The organism is Maribacter sp. ACAM166 (assembly GCF_005771495.1).
GTDB lineage: Bacteria > Bacteroidota > Bacteroidia > Flavobacteriales > Flavobacteriaceae > Maribacter.
Genome location: NZ_VAUW01000001.1, coordinates 77,480 through 97,847, shown reverse-complemented (window position 1 = coordinate 97,847; position 20,368 = coordinate 77,480). Strand labels below are relative to the sequence as shown.

At 36.3% G+C, this 20,368-nt stretch carries 8 protein-coding genes; all 8 read right to left on the bottom strand.

Annotated features, from left to right (window positions below; translation table 11 throughout):
* Position 1: 1 nt before the first annotated feature.
* Complete coding sequence (locus ES765_RS00430; RefSeq protein WP_138110555.1) at positions 2-2,410, bottom strand: ABC transporter permease; 2,409 nt, start codon at positions 2,408-2,410, stop codon at positions 2-4.
* Positions 2,411-2,510: 100 nt separating this feature from the next.
* Positions 2,511-4,895, bottom strand: coding sequence for an ABC transporter permease (locus ES765_RS00425; RefSeq protein WP_138110554.1), 2,385 nt, complete (start codon positions 4,893-4,895; stop codon positions 2,511-2,513).
* Between the two features lie 383 nt (positions 4,896-5,278).
* The gene (locus tag ES765_RS00420) at positions 5,279-7,699 is read right to left on the bottom strand and encodes an ABC transporter permease (RefSeq protein ID WP_249356160.1); all 2,421 of its coding nucleotides are present in this window, start codon (positions 7,697-7,699) and stop codon (positions 5,279-5,281) included.
* Positions 7,700-7,803: 104 nt separating this feature from the next.
* On the bottom strand, positions 7,804-10,203 hold the full coding sequence (locus tag ES765_RS00415) for an ABC transporter permease (protein ID WP_138110553.1): 2,400 nt from the start codon (positions 10,201-10,203) through the stop codon (positions 7,804-7,806).
* 80 nt (positions 10,204-10,283) lie between these two features.
* Complete coding sequence (locus tag ES765_RS00410; protein ID WP_138110552.1) at positions 10,284-12,716, bottom strand: ABC transporter permease; 2,433 nt, start codon at positions 12,714-12,716, stop codon at positions 10,284-10,286.
* Positions 12,717-12,959: 243 nt separating this feature from the next.
* Positions 12,960-15,434, bottom strand: coding sequence for an ABC transporter permease (locus ES765_RS00405; protein WP_138110551.1), 2,475 nt, complete (start codon positions 15,432-15,434; stop codon positions 12,960-12,962).
* A gap of 68 nt (positions 15,435-15,502) precedes the next feature.
* Positions 15,503-17,920: an ABC transporter permease gene (locus tag ES765_RS00400; RefSeq protein WP_138110550.1), complete on the bottom strand. Its 2,418-nt coding sequence runs from the start codon at positions 17,918-17,920 to the stop codon at positions 15,503-15,505.
* A 56-nt stretch (positions 17,921-17,976) separates the two neighbouring features.
* Complete coding sequence (locus tag ES765_RS00395) at positions 17,977-20,325, bottom strand: ABC transporter permease (RefSeq protein WP_138110549.1); 2,349 nt, start codon at positions 20,323-20,325, stop codon at positions 17,977-17,979.
* Positions 20,326-20,368 lie beyond the last annotated feature (43 nt).

The following is a 20,368-nucleotide window of genomic DNA, read 5'->3' as shown; positions in this document are numbered from 1 at the left end:
TTTACTCTGTCCGTAAACTTTTTACAGGGTTGGCCCTAGCAGCCCTTACAGTTCGTGATCCAATGGTTAGTAAAGCAATTAGCACTGCAATCGCTCCCGCTCCCACAAAGAACCAAACACTAAGGTCAATTCGATAGGCATAATTCTGCAGCCACTCGCTCATTACCCACCACGCAACAGGAGATGCAATTAAGAATGCAACCAAAACCAATTTTAAAAAATCTTTTGTGAGTATATATGTAATAGACGTTACACTCGCCCCTACCACTTTTCTAATTCCTATCTCCTTCGTACGTTGCGAAACAATTAATAAAGACATTGCGAAAAGCCCCATACAGCTTAATATAATTGCTATTATGGAACCACTTGCTATCATTTTAGCCGTGGTTTTTTCGCGCCTAAAGGTTCTATCTATGTTTTCATCTAAAAATGAACCTAAAAATTCGGCATTTGGTTCTAGTTTTTTCCAAGCGCTTTCGAGAACTGTAAAAGAATTGGCCATATTGGTCGGAGAAACCTTAGCATAGGCATAGGTTAGCCCCCATTCCTTACTCATATAAAAAGTGATTGGCTCAATGGCCCTATCCAAGTCGTTAAAATTATAATCCTTAATAACACCTAGAACAGGAAAATATACTCCGTCACTTATTTCCAATTGTGCAGTCAATGGATCCTGCTCCGCCAACTCTTTGGCCATAGTTTCATTAATGACAACCCCTAAACTATCTGAAGGACTCTGGAAGTTTCTTCCTGATACCATTTTTATCCCCAACGTTTGCACATACTCATGATCTACTACCAAAAAATTGGTTTGTACTACGCGTCCCTTATATTCAAAACCTATTTTACTTGAAGACCTACTGCCATCTTTTCCTAATCCTAAATTACTATCAGCACCGCTAATAGAAAGAATATTTGGATCACCTTTTAATTCATCACGTAGCAATGCTACTACATCATTACTATTCCGTTTGCCGTTCAAAGGAAAGGAAACTACCTGCTCCTTATCATAGCCCAAATCTTTATTACGCATGTATTCAATCTGGCTCCACAATATTAATGTACCGGTTATCAAGAGTATGGCAATACCAAACTGAAATACCATAAGCATATCCCTTACCTTATTACTCCCAGTTGATTGTAATTTTCCTTTCAAGGATTGAATCGTTCCTAAACGGCTCATCAATAAAGCAGGATAGCCTCCAACCAATAGCGTGATGAGCATTATAACGCCAACAAATAGGATTAAAACGGTAGGTTGTAAAAGCATTTCTGATGAAACTTGGGTATTGAACATTGTTTTAAAATCATTCAAAAACACTACACTGAGTAGCACCCCTATACTTATGGATACTAGAAAAACTAAAAGACTTTCGCTCCAAAACTGAAAAAACAGTTCATTTTTTTGAGCACCCAAGGTTTTGCGCATGCCTATTTCCTTAAGGCGTTTGGCAGATTTTGCAATACTCATATTAATGTAGTTCACACAGGCAATAAACAGAATTAAAAAAGCAATGCCTAGAATAAGGTAGGGCAAACTTCTACTTATTTCAACAAAACCATTTTTAAGATTTGTAAAATGAACGTCATTTAAGGGAACCAATTTTAAATTTATAAAACGTCCGTTTTTATCAGCAGATGCACCATCCCTTTTTAACATATCAATACCTTCTTTATAATGAAGGTCAATGAACGACTCACTACTTTTCTCAAAACTTGACGCGGTCACACCTTCTTCGAGCTCTACATACACATCATGATATTGGGAATCCCATGCTTCTTTATTCTCGGAATAATCTTGATGACTTTCAAAACGGGCGGCTATTTCAAAATCCAAATTACTTTCTGGAAGTATATCATCTGCAATAGCACTGACTGTAAATGGTTGTTCTATCCCATTCACTAAAAGGCTGAATGTCTTTCCTATAACGTCTGTTGAACCAAACAAATTAGTCGCCGATTTTTTTGTCAATACAACCGACGATAAATCACTTAAAGAGGTGTTTCCATCTCCATTGGTTATTGGAAAACTAAACATAGAAAAGAAATCTTTGTCTACCCAAATGATATCCATGTCCATTTCTTTCTCCGCTTGTATTGCAAGCATACCGTCTTGTAAATATCTTGTGATTCGCTTTATACCAGGCACTTCTGTTGCTAAAGAAGGTGAAAGTGGAGCTGGTTGTGATGTCACGGCTTCCGGACCCTTAGGTGTTTGTTGCGTTTTTACTATTTTGTAGATGGATTCCCTATTCTTATGAAAACCATCATATGAAAGTTGAAACAATGCTGCCATTCCCAGTAAAATGGCAACCGCAAATGCTACAGATAAACCTATCACATTCAAACTTGTGTTCGTTTTATCCTTTAGTAGCGTTCTCCAGGCAATTTTGAAATAATTCTTAAACATAGTTTTATAGAGAATTAGTAATTTGGTGCTCGCAGTTCGTTACTTTTAGTATTCTTATGAATGAAAAACAATTTCTGTTTACTGTACACTGCAAATTGATTTATTCTGTTCGTAAACTTTGTACAGGATTTGCCGTTGCTGATTTTATAGCTTGAATTCCTAATGTGAATGCGGTAATGAAAAGAGCTATTAATCCTGATAATACAAACATCCACCACTGAATAGCAATACTATAAGCGAAACTGCCCAACCATGCATTCATCATATACCAAGCAATCGGAAAAGCAATTAAAGCCCCTATACTTACTAATATGATATAATCCTTAGAAAGTAATACTACAATTTTCAGTACACCAGCACCCAAGACCTTACGGATTCCAATTTCTTTAATCCTTCTTTTTGCCATGAATGAAATAAGTCCGAACATGCCCAAGCAGGAGATAAAAATGGTCAAAAGTGCCACAATATTTATTGTTTTCAGCATACCTTCTATTAAGCGGTATTGACCACTTACTTTTTCGGTCAGAAAACTTTGGGCAAAGGTTTTTCTAGAATCTATTTTGGCAAAGGCAGCTGTCATGATATCTTGTACCCCTTTTTCCTCCCCTTCCATCACACGGACGGATAGGTAGCGATGTGCCGCTAAATCTTTTTCGTCATTGTAATAATGTACCAAGGGTTCTACAGCATTCTGCAAATCTTGATAATGAAAATCCTTCATCAACCCCACAATTCGGTGGCCCTTAGAATCATCATTCTTCCACTTTAGGCGTTTTCCTTCAATGGAGTTCCACCCAAAAGCTTCCATAGCACTGCGGTTAATGATGACGGATAACTCCTCTCCATTATCCAAGGTACTATCAAAATCTCGGCCTTCCAAAAGCGGAATTTTAAGGGTTTTAAGATAACCTTGATCCGTATAAGAGCGGCGAATGCGTACATCGGTATCTGTATTCGCATCGTAAAAATTGGTGTAATTAAAGTAATAATCGGATGGAATTGCCTGACTCGTGCTCACATTCGTGACATAGGGATTAGCCTTCAGATTATCTAACAGCACCTTAAAACTGGAATTGGCGGCATCAATGTTTTTATAATCAAGGTCGATGTTTCCCACGATGACATTTTCCCGCTCAAAGCCTAAATCGGCCTTTTTCATAAACCCGATTTGACTATTCAAAATAATAGCAATGCAGATAAAAAGTATGGCGATGGAAAACTGAAGAATGATAAAAGCGTTTTTAAAGAAGAAATTCCCTTTTACACTATTTATTTTCCCTTTTATCCCTTGAGAAACTGGCAGAGATACAAATCGTAAGGTAGGAAGTATACCCACCACAAGGGTTACGGCTATTCCTAATGTAATAGCACCTAAAACCACAAGGTAATCATCGGTAAAGCTAAAATTAATCTTGCCAAAATCGGCACCAAAGACATCGTTCAATTGAGGCAATAAAACGCCAAGGAAGAGTCCGCCAGAAATTAATATAGACAACAAAACTAAAATACCATTTTCCAAACAAAACTGGGTAATGACACCTTTGCTACTCCCACCCAATATTTTCCTTATCGCAATATCCTTAGTTCTTCTGAACATGGTTGAAGTATTCAAATTCAATAAGTTTACCAGTACCAAAAGCAAGACAAAAAAAGAGGTTGCAATGTTACCGCCAATAATTATTCCAACCACAGGTATCGCATCCATCCTCATTTTTGAGTGGGGAATTATTTCCATTCTCGAAATAACCGAGGGATCCGAATAGTTGTTGTGAACCAATTGGTCAATTCTGCTTTCCAATTGTGCAATATCAACATCTGGCCGTAATTTTAGAAAGATGGGCGAAAAACTATCACCCCAATTTATTTGTCGCTTAAACCCGGGATTATCCTTTAATAAGGTATTCGGCAGTAAAACGCCCAATCGGAAAGAAGAATAGGGACTTATAGGTTCCAAAACACCAGTTATGGTCAGGTTTAGGGTATCTGCTGCTATCAGGGATTTCCCAACAGGGTTCGTATCCCCAAATAGTTGCTGGCTTACCTTATCTGTCAAAACAATAGAATACTTTTCCTTTAATGCGGTGCTTTGATTTCCGTGTTTGAATGGCAGTCCAAAAACTTCAAAAAACTCAGGATCGGCATAATTCGTCTCTTTTTGAAATTCTTTATCTCCTACTTCCAACCAAACATTACCCCAACCATGTAAATGGGTACCCGCTTCTACTTCTGGAGATGTACTAATTATTTTATCCATTAACGGATAAGCGGCCTCCATATAGTCGTTCCCATCCGTAAGATGGGTTTTAACGTAGTAAATTTGCTCGTGTTCGGGGATATTGTTATCGGCTATATAAAAGGCATAAACCGAAAACATCAGCGTTAAAACACTGCCTATACCGATGCTCAGCCCCAAAAGATTTAGGAAGGAGAGCAATCTGTTCTTCCATAAGTTTCTAAACGATAATCTTAAGTGGTTCAGTAGCATCAGTATGTTCTTTAGTCATTCCTGCGCTTGTGCTGAACTTGTTTCAGTAAAGAAGGAAATCTATTAATTTATGTCAAAAAATCTACGATCTTCAAAAGTTATCCTCTTGGTCACTTCTAAATGAAATCGATTTTCATGCCATATTCTCAACCTATTGTAAATCTGATAGTTATACTATATTATTGGTAGGACAAAACTCAATAATGTAAAATTTTTGGACAGTTTTTGTATAAAAATTTTACAATGAATTAGTAATCTTTTTAGGTCAAGTTAATTGTAGCACGCTAAAAATTTTACTTTCAATCGCCTCAAAATAAAAAATTAAATTACCTACTTATTTTAAAAGATTGGCTGAAAATTCTAATTAATATCATTCTGTCAAATTATTCCGTTCTCAAACTTTTTACTGGATTGGCCCTTGCTGCAGTATAACTTTGCCAGCTTACCGTAAGCATGGCTATTGTCAAGGCAATAATCCCTGCCAAAGCAAAAATCCACCAATTCATTGTGGTTCTATATGCAAAATCCATCAACCAATGATTCATAGCAAACCAAGCGATAGGAACAGCAATGATAAAAGCCAACCCGACCCATTTTACAAAGTCTTTGTTCAAAAGAACAAGTACTTGCCTAATAGTGGCTCCATTTACTTTTCGTATGCCAATTTCTTTTTTACGCTGTACCACGGTGTAAGAAGTAAGACCAAATAGGCCCATAGAAGCAATAAGTATCGCCAAAATTGCAAATATTTGAAAGGCCGAACCAAAGGCCCTATCCTCATTATATTGCGCTTCGAATTTTTGGTCCAAAAATGTATAATTGAATGTGCTTTCAGGAAACCTTTCCATCCATTTACTCTCAATTTGGCTAATTGCCCCGTTCACACCTCCTATTGAAACAGCATTCTGGTCTATTTTTATAAGTATGTTGCTTACATTCTTGTCGTAACGTAAAAGCATCGGCTCAATACTTGTTTTCAAACCAAAATGATGATAGTCTTCTATAACTCCAGAAATAATCCAATCTTCCTCAAAGAATTTTACCGTTTTGCCTATGGCATTCTCCATATTCAATATTCCCATATGTTTCACAAAGCGTTCGTTTAAAACAATTTGATTACTATACCCTTTTGAATTTTTTATAAAAGAATTACCCGCCACAAATTCCATATCCATCAACTGAAAATATTCAGGACCGACGGCGTAGTTATACCAAATACGTGTTTCATCTCTTCTACCATTCGGAAAGGTTATGCCTACATTAGAAGAAAGGTTGTCATATTCTCCGCCGGGATAGGTCTGTGCCAGGACGGTGGTTTTAACATAGGATAAGTTCCTGATTTCGTTTTTTAATTCTTCTATTTCATTTCTTCTAATGGAATCGGATTTATTACCCATAATTTTTCCATTTACTGCTAGCACTTGGTTTAAAGTTGCACCAATAGGTTGATCTTGTAAAAAATCTATTTGCTTTGTAATCGTAATTGTCCCTATCAGCAATATTATGGTTGCTAAAAATTGACCCATAATTAAGGTTTTTCGTAATGTAAGCCCACTGCTTGAAGCACGTATCTTTCCTTTCAAGGCGTTGGCGGTGGTAAAATTGCTAAGAATAAAAGCTGGATACAATCCAGACAGCAATGTTCCAAAAAGAATGAATCCAATCATTGGTATAAAATGCTGAATCGTCGAAAGACCAACAATTAATTCTTTACCTATATACCTATTAAAAATTGGTAGCGTAATTAATATTATAACAGTGGCCATGACAATAGCAACCAAATTCAATAATGAGGATTCTAAGAGTGATTGCAAAATGATCTGAGATTTTTTAGCACCAGCCACTTTACGTATACCGGTTTCCTTTACACGCTCCAAAGATTTTGCGGTCGAAAGATTCACATAGTTCAACCAAGAAAGGATAATGATAATCAGTGCAATCGCCAATAAAAAACGAACCCTACGTATACTTCCATTTGCCTCTGCCTCATACGGTTTATCCGAATATAAATGAATATCTTCTAAAGGTTCAATATTATGTCTTTCAAAGGGCAAGGCATCCACTTTAAAAGCCATTATCTTTTTCTTCAAAAGAGCTATATCTGCATTTTCGCCAAGTTTGATATAGGTAAATATATTATTACCACTCCAGTTAGGTTCTGGATTATCTCGATACCCCTCCCAAGTTAGTGCTGTGTTGAATGAAATTAAGAAATCATTTTTCATATGGGTGTTCTTTGGCAGATCTTCCAAAACGCCATTTACCGTAAACACTTTTTCCCCACCATAAAAAATTTGTACCGATTTACCCATAGGATTCAGATTCCCGAAAATCTTTTTGGCAAGCGATTCCGTCAATACAATAGTGTAGGGATCTTTTAAAACGGTATTATAATCACCCTTAAGTAAGGGATACTTAAAAACAGTGACGTAAGATGGATCCGCCAGTGCCCCTTTCTCCCCATTAATCAGTTTATTTTCATGTTTAAATGTAACATTGGTAATATGACTTAACCGTGTGAATTCTTTGATTTCAGGAAATGCTTCTTTCAAAGTAGGTCCGCTCAAATTATAAGTCTGCGCATCCCCAGGAACAAACACACCTTCTTCGGTATAGTCCATGTAAACCCGTTGTACATTTTCAGAGCCTTCAAAGGTATCATAAGCGTATTCGTAATTTACGTACATCGAAATAAGTACAAACGAAGCGATACCTATTGCCAGCCCAAAAATATTTATAAATGAGTACAGCCCATTTTTTAGTAGGTACCTAAAAGCAATTTTTAAATAAAGTGTAGTCATCATTTTAGATTTGTTCGCTTAGACAATCCTATTACTTATTGTTTACATTTTCCCAGATTACAAACAACTAAATTCTGTTAACTGATTACTGAACACAGCTTATTAATTCACTCCGTCCTTAAACTCTTTACCGGATTAGTCTTGGCGGCCTTAATTGCTTGAAAACTAACCGTTAAAAGGGTTACTAACATAGCTCCCACCATGGCCGATGCGAAAATCCACCACTGTAATACTACTCTATATGGATATGCTTGCAACCAGCCATTCATAACGTAGTATGCGATGGGTACTGCTATAAAGCAAGAGGTAATCACTAGTTTCAGAAAGTCTTTTGAAAGCATATTCCACACATTAAATATCGATGCTCCCAATACTTTTCGTACTCCTATTTCTTTCTTTCGTTGTTCTGCCACAAATGAGGTAAGACCAAATAGCCCCAAACAACTAATTAGTATAGCCAGTGCAGTGAAAATGCCCGAAAGTGTACCTATACGCTCTTCTGATGCAAATTTTTCTCCGTATTGTCCATCTACAAATTCGTATTCAAAAGGGATGTCTGGAAAATGCTCTTTAAAAACCCGTTCAATTTCAACAATGTTTTGAGTAGCACTATGATTTGGGTTTAGCCTTAGATTATAGTAACTCGAATTATTGAACCTATCATATACATAAACACCCTGTTTAACCGGTTCATAAGGAGATTGAGTTATCATATCTTGTACCACACCAATAATTTTCAACGATGGTCCCGGATCTTCTTCGTCATCGTCTCTTAAAAGTTGACCCACAGGGTTTTCCATACCTAAATATTTCTTCGCCGTTTCATTAATGAGTACTCCTAAAGAATCCGTAGCAAAATCTCTTGAAAAATCTCTTCCTTCTATAATTTTGAGATTTAAGGATTTTGCATACTCTGGCGAGACTTCTGTCCATGCTAAATCTTCTTGAAATCCTTCTGGTTTTCCTTCCCATGTAAAACCTCCTCTATTAGACCAAATTTGTGTAGTCGGACTACTAGAAGTTGACATTTCTACAACGGCTCCCGAACCTAAAAACTCAGTTCGAATCAAATCATATTTACCTAAAAAATCTTGACTAAATGTCGGAATTTGTATGAGACCTTCCTTATCATAACCAACCGGACGGTTCTTAGCATGATTTATTTGCTGCATTACAATCACCGTACCAATGATAAAAGCTACTGAAACGGTAAACTGTACCACAACCATTATCTTTCTCGGCAAACCTGCATATTTTCCCACTTTAAAAGTTCCCTTTAAAACATCTACAGGCTTAAAAGAAGATAGATACAACGCCGGATAACTACCTGCCAATAATGAGGTGAATAGAATGAATACGATGGAAATCAGCCAAAAAGTGCCATTATCCCAAGGAAACGAAATTTCCTTTCTCGACAATTCATTAAATCCGCTCAAGGATAGAATTACAAGCAACATGGCTAAGAAAAAAGCAAATAAAACAACTAAAAAAGATTCACTTAAAAATTGATATATTAATTGACCTCTCTGTGATCCTATTGCTTTTCGAATGCCAACTTCTTTACCACGTTTCTCTGATCTAGCCGTACTTAAATTCATGAAATTAATACATGCCAGAAGCAGTACAAAAGCCCCGATAATACCAAAAAGCCATACATATTTAATACGACCACCTACTTGTTTCCCGTTCTCAAAATTATTACGCAAATACCAGTCTTTCATAGGGAAAAGGAAAATCTGAGGATTAAATTGAGCTGTATCCTCATTAAGATTCTTTTTTACATCCTTGATTGTATTGGTGACTTTATCGAATGTTGTATTGTCGGCCAATTGAACGAACATTTGAAAAGAATTATTACCCCATTGGTCTTCTGCATTTCGAATCCATTCATTACTTGCCAAATATTTCTCCCAAGGAATTATAAAATCGGTGTCATTAAACGTATTGTTAAAAGGGATATCGGTATAGATTGCACTTACATTTAATTTGTGTTCATTACTTACTGTAACTGTTTTTCCAATCGGATCTTCGCTAGCAAATAGTGCCGCGGCAGTAGATTCGGACAGCATGATGGAGTTAATTTCTCGAAGTCCGTCTTTCTCTCCTCTAATTATTTCTAGACCAAATAGTTCTGGCCCCACCTGTTGCATATAATTACCAGGTCTAGATATACTTGTCTCGCCATATTTTAAATAATGATTATTGGTCCAAGAACACATGGTCAAATGTTTAAAATTGTCATCATAACCATCCCTCAAGGCCTTTTCTAAAGGTCTAGGAATCGCAGGTCCGCTCTCTGTTTCTCCATTCAAAGTCTGTGATTGATAGACTTGGGCGATGCTATCCCTATTTTTAAAATAACTATTATGGGATTGTTCATCCTGTATCCAAAGCCCGATAATCAGTGTTACGGCCATACCCAATGCGAGACCCCCAACATTTATAAAAGTATACCCCTTGTTCTTCCAAAGATTTCGCCAAGCGATTTTTACATAGTTTTTAAACATGATTCTCGTTTTTTGATTTGATTGATGTTTCTTATTATTAATTCATTCTACTATAAAGAGTGATTTAATATTCAAATGTTTCATTCTGACCGTAAACTTTTTACTGGGTTTACAATGGCCGCTTTAATACTTTGAAAACTTACCGTCACAACTGCTACCGTAATTGCCAAAAAGGCGGCTAAAGCAAATACCCCGAAGCCAATTTCAATACGGTAGGAAAAATCTTCTAGCCATTTGTTCATCACGTACCAGCCTAATGGCATTGCAATAAGAATTGCTATACCTACCATTTTTAAAAAATCGGTCGTAAGTCGGAAACTGATTTGACCGACACTGGCACCCAATACTTTTCGTATGCCTATTTCCTTAGTTCGTTTTTGTGCGTTGAAGGCTGCCAATCCGAACAACCCGAGACAGGCGATTAGAATGGATAAAAAAGTAAATACAGTGAATATTTTGCCCAGGCGTTGTTCTGCATCATAGGTAGCGTTGAACGATTCATCCATAAACCGATAACTAAAGGGTTGCCCCGGTGCCATATTATTCCAAATACCTTCGATACCTGCAAGGGCTTCTGAAAAGTCCCCTGCTTTTAATTTAACCGCCATAGTACCTGTTGATGCGCCCATAAAGAGTCCTAAAGGTTGAATATTCTCCTTTAAAGACTCAAAGTGAAAATTCTTTACCACCCCGATTACCTTAAAATATTGGGGAATCTCTTTTTCGATATCTTCAGAAATACGCATTCCCAATGCCTCGGTGGCATTTACCCCCATAATGGGCAACGTGGCCTCGTTAATAATGACCGAAAGAGAATCGGCTATTATTTTTTTATCAAAATCGCGACCTGCAATAAGTTCCATATTCAATGTTGACATATAATCGTCATCTACTTTCCATGTCTGAATAGAAATGGCACTTTCTTGATCTCTAGCTCCTTCCTCAAAATAAGAACTATTTGATCGCCATGATGGCGTCGGTAAAAAGCCGCTTACTGTAGCGTTCTCCACCTGACTCAACTCCTTAATTTCATCCTTAAATACAGTAATCTGATTGCCTAGACTAAACGTATCCTCCAAGATCAAAATTTGATCCTTGGTAAAGCCTAGGTCCTTACTCTGAATAAAATTCAATTGTTGAAATACCACTAATGTTCCTACGATCAGAAAAACGGAAATTCCGAATTGAAACACAACCAATGCATTTCTCACCTTACCTCCGCCAACACTACTTTGTCCTCCACCTTGAAGGGTTTTTACCGGCTCAAATTGAGACATAAAAGAAGCAGGATAACTACCTGAAAAAAGACCCAATAAAACTGTGGCCGCTAAAATAATTATCCAAAAAGTAGCATTAGTAAACGGTATGGAAATCTCCTTTCCGGAAAGTTGATTGAAATATGGAAGTAACGCTGCACTTAATAGCATGCCCGCCACGAGGGATAGAAACGAAATCAATACCGATTCGGTTAAAAACTGCCATACTAAATCTCGGGTGCTAGACCCCAGCGTTTTTCGCACGCCAATCTCTTTTGCCCTTTTTAGGGAATGCGCCGTAGACAGGTTCATAAAGTTCACACTGGCCAATATCATGAGAAAGAGTCCTATAAACGATAAGATATACACGTTTTGAATACTACCATTGGCACTCATTTCTTGGTCGCGTTGTGAATAAAGATGAATGTCAGCTAAGGGCATGGTATGATAGCGTATATAATTACCAGAAGCTTCAAAGGTTTCACCTGTCATTCCCGGAAAATACTTCTGTGCCCAAGGCAACATATAATCTTCCAACATACCTTGCAAAGGCTCTTGAAAATCTTCAATATCGGCACCTGATGCCAGTTTTATAAATGTGACAAAATTACTGCCTCCCCAATTATTTTCCTTAGATGCAGGATAGCCTTCCATAGCCATAAAAATGGAATAATCCCTAAGAATTGAGTTTTTTGGAAGATCATCTATAACCCCACTTACGGTATACGTATCCGTGTTATTAAGCAACAGCCGCTTTCCTAACGCAGATTCCTTACCAAAATGCTTTTCGGCCGCAGTTTTTGTCAGGACTAATGTTTTGGGTTCGGACAACGCCGTCTTGGCATCGCCAGATACTACATCAATCCCGAAAAAATCAAAAAAAAAGGCATCGGCAAAAGCTACGTTCGTTTCCTTGGCGTTCGCTTGCTCGCCCACTGGCCTTACAAGGGCACTTCCTCTAGTGCGTAATCTAACGGTTTGCTTCACTTGCGGAAAATCTTTTTTCATGGCTGCCGCCATGGGCGCAGCAGCTTCGGCGGCTTTCATTTCCACACCGCCGAACTTGATGTCCGTATCTATGCGATAAATCCGGTCCACATCTTTGAACATCGTATCATGATTTACTTCATCAACTACATATAGCGTAATCAACAATGCTCCCGTGATACCAATGGAAAGACCAATTATGTTGAGAAATGTAAAAAAAGATTGCTTTTTTAAACTTCTCCAAGCGATTTTAAAATAGTTTGCAAACATGATTGTCGTTTTTTGATGCTTCGGCTACGCTTCTATTTCGTTCAGTGAATGCGCTCAGCACAAGTTGATGATAACACCTATTATCTATATACGAAAGACTAATTTCATGCCACACACCTAATGTATTGATTATTAATTATTTAAATTAATTACTATTTTTAAACTGTAAAATATTTGGACAAAGGATGTCTAATATATTTACAATAAAATAATCATCAACCTGCTTATGACGAACAATAATTCTTATTCGTTTCTTAAGCTTTTTACCGGATTTGCAATTGCTGCTTTAATCGCTTGAAAGCCCATTGTAACCATTGCTATAACTAAAGCCATGACTCCTGAAAATATAAAAACCCACCAAGGAATTTCAATTTTATATGCAAAATTTTGCAACCATTTATTCATATAAAACCAAGCGAATGGAATAGCAATAAGTAAGGCTATAAAAATCAACTTTACAAAATCTATAGCTAGAAGCTGAACAATCTCTACTATACTCGCACCCAATACTTTTCTAATTCCTATTTCTTTTGTTTTCTGTTGGGCGACAAATGAAATTAAACCAAGCAAGCCCATACAAGCAATAAAAATGGTTAAGAATGAAAAAATACCAAATAAATTAGCTTGCCTTTTGTCTGCTATATAAGCCGTATTTAAATCGTCATCAAGAAAAGAATACTCAAACGGAATACCTGATTGATAGCCATTCCACTTATTTTCGATGGCCTCTAAAATTTTTCCTGTGTTATCTGATTTAATTTTTAAAGTTATATAAGATACACCTGTATCATAACTTTCCGATGTTTTTGAAAATAATGCAAACGGTGTAATATGACTGTGTAACGATTCTAAATTAAAATCTTTTAAAACCCCAATCACCTTATACGACTCCATTCTTCCGCCTGGGTAACGAATCATGTTTCCAATAGGGTTCTCCCACCCTATCTGTTTAGCAGTAGCCTCATTTATTACAACCGATAGCGAATCGTTAAACTTATTATTAAAATCGCGGCCTTCTATGAGGTTTAAGTTTAAAGTTGAGATAAAATGCTCATCGACAAGATATGATTGTAATGATATATCTTTTGCAATATTATCTTCTGTATTAGAAGTTTCTGGTACATAAAAATCACCAAAATTACCTTTAGTGAGCATACCCGAAGAAATGGCAGCACTTTTAACCTCTGTTAGCGCTTCTAGTTCTTGCCTAAAAGTTTCTTCGCTTCTTTCTAATTTTTCGGTGTTTTGAATTACTACTAAATTTTCTTTGTCATAGCCTAAATCTCTATTTTGGGTATAGTTTAATTGTAAATAAACAATGCATGTGGCTATGACCATAATAATGGCAATAGTAAATTGAAAAACTACGAGTCCATTTCTTATAAAGCCACCTTTTTTATTCGATAAACTAGTATCTCCTTTTAAAATATTAACAGGTTTATAAGACGTAAGATAAAAAGCTGGGTAAATACCTGCTAAAAACGCAGTTAAAATACTGAGACATAGTATAAATAACCAAATACCATCTTTAAATATATATTGAAACAGAAGGGTTTTGCCTGACAACTGATTAAATAGTGGCAACAATGCCCAAACCAACACAACTGCTAAAACTGTAGATATTATCGTATAAAAAACTGCTTCAGCAAGAAATTGCTTTATTAACTGGCTTCTATATGACCCTAAAACTTTACGGATTCCAATTTCTTTACCTCTTTTTGATGCTTGTGCAGTGGATAGATTAACGAAATTAACACAAGCTAGTACAATTAAAAAGAATGCAATAATTCCGAAAATATATAAATTATTAATATTGTTTTGCTCGGTAATAGAAGATTCTATTACACCTGAATATAAATGTATATCGGTTAAGGCCTGTAAGTGAAAGTCCCATTTATTTCCATTTTCTAAAAACTCCTCAAAAGGTTGTCCAATTCTATCGAAAGCATTAGCGGCGTGTACCTTTACCATTGCTGGAAATTGGGCTTCTAAATGATTTAGTATATCTGGATTTTCAGCTGCTTTATCAGTTAATTTCACATAAGTTGCCATTTGTAACCATACCCAACTCCAATTAAAACGAGTAACACTTTCAATATTTTTAACAGGTATTAAAAAATCAAACTTTACAGAAACCGGAAGGGTGGTTATATCTTTCAATACTCCGGTTACTTTTAACGGTTGTCTTTGTTTCCCATAGAAAAGAATTTTACCCATGGGGTCAACATCTCCAAAATATTTCTTTGCAATACTATTGGTAAGAACTACACTATTTGTTTCTTGAAGACAGCTCTTAGAATTTCCTTTCAGTAAAGGATAGCTGAAAACATCAAGAAAGTTAGTATCTACAGCATAAATCTTATTTTCATTAAAGGTCTTTTTTTCATTATTACCTTCAAATTCGAGGACATCTACACCTGGTCTATATATTCTGGTATAGCTCTCTATTTCGGGAAAATTTTCTGTAAGTGTTAAACCAGCGGGTGGTGGCGTATATCCGGCATGAAATTCTCCATCACCCATTTTACCATTTATATTAACTCTATAAATTTGGTCGGCATTTTCAAAAAAACGATCATACCTTAATTCATCGGTAACAAATAAGGCTATTAATATTACACACGTTAAACCTATAACAAGACCAGCTATGTTTATTATACTATTGCTTTTATGTCTCAACGAATTTCTAAATGCTACTTTTAAATAATTTTTAAACATGGTTTATTTTTGATGATTGATGTTTTTTATTAAGACTACGCTGAATGAACTCGCTCAACAAAATTTTTTTATTCTGTTCTTAACCCTTTTAAAGGTTTTATGAGTGCCGCACTTACAGACTGATAGCTGATGGTAAGTATAGCTATGGTTAAAGCAATGAGTGAGGCTACTAAAAATGTGCCCCAGCCAATAGTAATATGATATGCAAAATCTTGTAGCCAACGGTTCATTAAATACCAACCTATCGGAATTGCAATACAGATTGAAATAAATATCAACTTCATAAAATCAAGCGTTAGCAATTGGTAAATACTTTTAAAAGGAGCACCTAAAACTAACCGTATGCTAATTTCTTTTTTTCGTTGTTCTACCATGAAAGCAGATAGTGCAAAGAGGCCTAAACATGCTACGAAAATGGCGAAGAGCGCGAAACTGTTGAATATTTTGCCCATGCGTTGAACATCATCATGCATACGTGTAAACTCTTGATCTAAAAAGTTATAATTGATAGATTGATTTGGAATATTTTTATTCCAAAGAGATTCTATGGATGCTAATGCTTGGTTAACATTTCCTTTTTCAAGTTTTACCGATATCGCACCAGTATCTTTACCTATAACTAGTGACAGTGATGAAATATCTTCTTTTAAAGACTTAAAATGAAAATCTTCAACAATGCCAATGATTTTAAACATTTGCCCGTTATTGTCAATTTCTTGGCCTATAGCATTGGTTAACCCAAGTTCGTGTTCCATACTAGCGTTGATAATAATAGCGTTTAAAGAATCGGAAGCGAACTTTTTAGAAAAATCCCTACCTTCTTTTAACTTCATCCCCAATGTTTTAATGTAATCGTAATCTACTCTCCAAATTTGAGCTGGCACACCCCTACCTTCATTCCCTTCATCAGCCCGCCTAAACGTATTCCCGTTTCTACTCGCCCCATCAACTGGTAAATAATTTGTTACGGTAACCTCCTTAACCATTGGTAATTGTAGTAGTTGAGCTTTGAACGCTTCGGTACTTTTACCTAAAACATTGGTTCCTTCAAGAATAACTACGTGCTCTTTATCATACCCCAATTCCTTTTTAAGGATAAAGTCCATTTGTTGATAAATGATTAGGGTTCCAATAATTAAGATGACCGAAGTAGTAAATTGAAATATAACTAGACCACTTCTTAGTTTCCCACTTTTACCTCCTAGACTTAAACTTCCTTTTAATACATTGACAGGTTTAAAGGATGATAAATAAAATGCAGGATATAGCCCAGCGATTGCCCCAACCAATAGCGCAGAAACTAAGACCATGGGTAAAAACCACCATACTGTCCATGGCATTGTAATTGTTTTAGAGGCAATTGAATTAAACGAAGGAAGTAACAACCACGCTAGCAGAATACCAAGCAGAAAAGAGACTAGACTAAACATTATAGATTCGGTCAGAAATTGGAAAATTAAGTTACTTTTAAATGCTCCAATGGTCTTTCTAAGGCCAACCTCTTTGGCTCTATTGGCTGATTTTGCTGTAGATAAATTAATGAAATTTATGACCGCCAATAACAAAACGAAACCGGCAATGGCGGCAAATAACCATACAAAACGGATATCTCCATGTTTTAAACCGTCTGCCATTTTAATATCGGAATACAGATGGATATCGGTTACCGGTTGAAGCTTATATTCAATAGTTCTAAGAACGTCTATAAAATCTGGTGCGCGACCTCGGTCTAATTGTGCGGGAATAACATAGTCTTCAACAATGGAAATCATCTTTTTCTCCAATTCTTGAATATTGGTATTCGGGTCAACCAAAACATAGGTAAAGTAGTTTTGATTTGTCCAACTCATTCGGGTATCTTCTATGGGAAGCAGAAAATCAAAATTAAGATGTGAGTTCTTCGGAATATCTTTCATCACTCCTGTTACCGTATAAGGCGTTGAAGAATCATTGTCCAAAATAATGGTTTCTCCTAATACTTTACCGTCTTTGAAATATTTAGCCGCCTTCGTTTTAGAAATGACAATACTTTTTGGATTGGATAACGCGGTTTCAGGATTACCCTGCTCTAAGTTGATTTCTAAAATTTCAAAGGCCTCTTGATCTGCAAGTAGAAAACCATCCTCAAAATTATTCTGATTAAAACCTTCAAGACGCATACCACGTTTACCGGCGCCAAAGATTTCGATATTATTTACCTTACCTGCTTTAATTATTTCAGGAAAATCTGATTGTAGTGCATCAGCAAGTGGTAATTGAAAATGGGTGCTTTTAACAGTTTCGCTATTAAATAAGCCCTGCATTACTACCCTATATATTTGATTTTTATTCTTATAATGCTGGTCATAACCTACTTCATTTCGAATGAACAAGGCAATCAACAAACAGGCTGCAATACCAACCGCAAAACCACCAATTTTAATGGTGGTAAAAAGCTTATCTTTTTTTATGCTTCGCCAAGCTATTTTAATATGATTTCTAAACATGATTCTCGTTTTTGATGATTGATAATGCGATAAACTCACCGCATTTTATTTTTACTTCATTGTGTACGTAAACTTTTTACAGGGTTTGCTCTTGCCGCTTTGATAGCTTGAAAACTTACGGTAAGCAACGCGATGACCATTGCAACCATACCAGCAATAACAAAAACCCAAATATTAATAGAAATACGATAGGCAAAACTCTCCAACCAGTTTTGCATGAGCAACCAAGCAATAGGGCTTGCAATTAAAATAGCGATAGCTACCAATTGCATAAAATCTTTTGACAATAAGCTAACAATACTGGTAATACTAGACCCTAAAACTTTACGAACACCAATTTCTTTACGACGCTGATCTGCAGTAAATGCCGATAATCCAAATAGACCTAAACAAGAAATAATAATTGCCAGCAAAGCGAAAATTTGAGAAAGGCTTCCTATTAATTTTTCACTTTTAAATTTGGCATTAAATGCATCATCTACGAATTCATACTCAAATGGATACGCCGGATTATATTTTTCCAAGGTCACTTTCATCGCAGACAAGGCCGAAGCTGTTGCTATACCAGACTTGGCTTTTACATATAGAAAACGCGCCTCACCATGGTAATTGAAAAATAGTACTGGATCACTAGAACCATACATGTCATCATATAAATAGTCTTTAACAACACCTATTACGGGGTAATCATTTTCTACTGTTTTACCAATAGCACTACCCGCTCCCATTAACTTTGCAAACGACTCGCTAACAATAAGGTTGGTACTATCCTTCAAAGGATTACTACTAAACCCTCTACCCTCAACTATTTCCATACCAGCAGTATCAAAAAAACCTGAACTTATATACCGCGTTGAAACTAACACATTTTCAGTATCTACACCACCCTGCCATTCTAAGCCAGATGTATTATTACCTCCTGATAAGATTTCAGAATTATTGAGACCCAAATTTTTAATCATGCCCGATGCAATCATGTCTTGTTTTATAACCTCAAAATTTTTGATGATATCTCCGTTCACAGGAATTTTAACTAGATTTTCCTTTTCATATCCCAAATCTCTTCCCTTAACGTGCTGTACCTGCTGATATACTATTATAGTACTGATAATAAATACTATGGAAATAATAAATTGAGTTGCAACTAATCCTTTTCGTATTAAGGGTGCACTACCTTGGTTACTAAGAGATCCTTTAAGTACATCTACAGGTTTAAAAGAGGATAAATAGAATGCAGGATACCAACCTGCAATTACACCACAAACCAATGTTATTCCTAGTATTGTAAACACGTGTACTGGGTTAAACAAACCAAGCTCCAATTGTTTATCAATAAGCAAATTAAACTGAGGAATAAGTAGTTTTAACAACACTACACTCACCATGGCAGATAAAGAAGCAGTAATAACCGCTTCGGCCATAAATTGAGAAATTAGTCCTTTTCTGCCTGACCCTAATACCTTTCTTACCCCAACTTCATTGGCCCGCTTTTCGCTTCTAGCGGTAGCTAGGTTCATAAAATTAATACACGCTATCAATAGTATAATAAGGGCTATAAGTCCAAATAACCGTACATATATAATTTGTCCTCCAATTTTTTTTCCGCCTTCAAAGGTTGACCTTAAATGCCAATCTTTCATTGCATGCAAAAATGCATAGGTTTCTTCATCTTCCGTCTTTGCTGGTAGTATTTTTTCTACCGTACTATTCACGGTATTAAAATCTGCTTCTGGAGAAAGTTCTACAAATGTATCTGAGAAAAGAGAACCATATTCCAGCATCCAATCTTTACCAACGGCATATCGTTCAAATGGAGCAACCCAATCAAAACTATACGTTACATTGCTCGGCAAATCTTCAAAAACTCCTGATATGGTATAATTGGTATCGTTATTAACTTTAACCACTTTTCCTAAAGCTGCTGTATGTTTCCCATAAAGTTGCGTGGCTGCTTTCTTTGAAATTACAATTGCATCTACTTCATTGAAAGCGTTTTCTAAACTCCCCTCCACAAAAGAAAGACTGAACATGTTTAGAAAATCTGGATCAGCAAACCGTCCGTTTTTATTGATAGATTTGTCATCTACTTGAAACAGCAAATCCTCTCCCTTTGTTCTGGCAGCACCGACAATACCCGGAACCTCATCTTTCAACTCTTGAGCCAACGGACCCGGAGTTGCCTGAAAAAACGTTCGCCATTCCCCATCATATTGCTGATTGGTAGGCACATAATACACAACATCTTGTTTCGAAAAATTGCTATCAAAACCAACCTCATCCTCTACCCAAAGCAGTATCATGGCTGCACAGGTAATCCCTATTGCCAAGCCAAAAATATTGAGCAAACTATACCCTTTATTCTTCCAGAGATTTCGCCAAGCGATTTTGATATAGTTTTTAAACATGGTTTGCTTTTTTGTTCGTTTTCTTACTGAACATCCGTGATTA

What these genes read in the sequence shown, in the direction of transcription:
- ES765_RS00430 (WP_138110555.1), bottom strand. Translation starts at nt 2,410, where the DNA reads ATGTTTAAGAATTATTTCAAAATTGCCTGGAGAACGCTACTAAAGGAT.
- ES765_RS00425 (WP_138110554.1), bottom strand. Translation starts at nt 4,895, where the DNA reads ATGCTACTGAACCACTTAAGATTATCGTTTAGAAACTTATGGAAGAAC.
- ES765_RS00420 (WP_249356160.1), bottom strand. Translation starts at nt 7,699, where the DNA reads ATGATGACTACACTTTATTTAAAAATTGCTTTTAGGTACCTACTAAAA.
- ES765_RS00415 (WP_138110553.1), bottom strand. Translation starts at nt 10,203, where the DNA reads ATGTTTAAAAACTATGTAAAAATCGCTTGGCGAAATCTTTGGAAGAAC.
- ES765_RS00410 (WP_138110552.1), bottom strand. Translation starts at nt 12,716, where the DNA reads ATGTTTGCAAACTATTTTAAAATCGCTTGGAGAAGTTTAAAAAAGCAA.
- ES765_RS00405 (WP_138110551.1), bottom strand. Translation starts at nt 15,434, where the DNA reads ATGTTTAAAAATTATTTAAAAGTAGCATTTAGAAATTCGTTGAGACAT.
- ES765_RS00400 (WP_138110550.1), bottom strand. Translation starts at nt 17,920, where the DNA reads ATGTTTAGAAATCATATTAAAATAGCTTGGCGAAGCATAAAAAAAGAT.
- ES765_RS00395 (WP_138110549.1), bottom strand. Translation starts at nt 20,325, where the DNA reads ATGTTTAAAAACTATATCAAAATCGCTTGGCGAAATCTCTGGAAGAAT.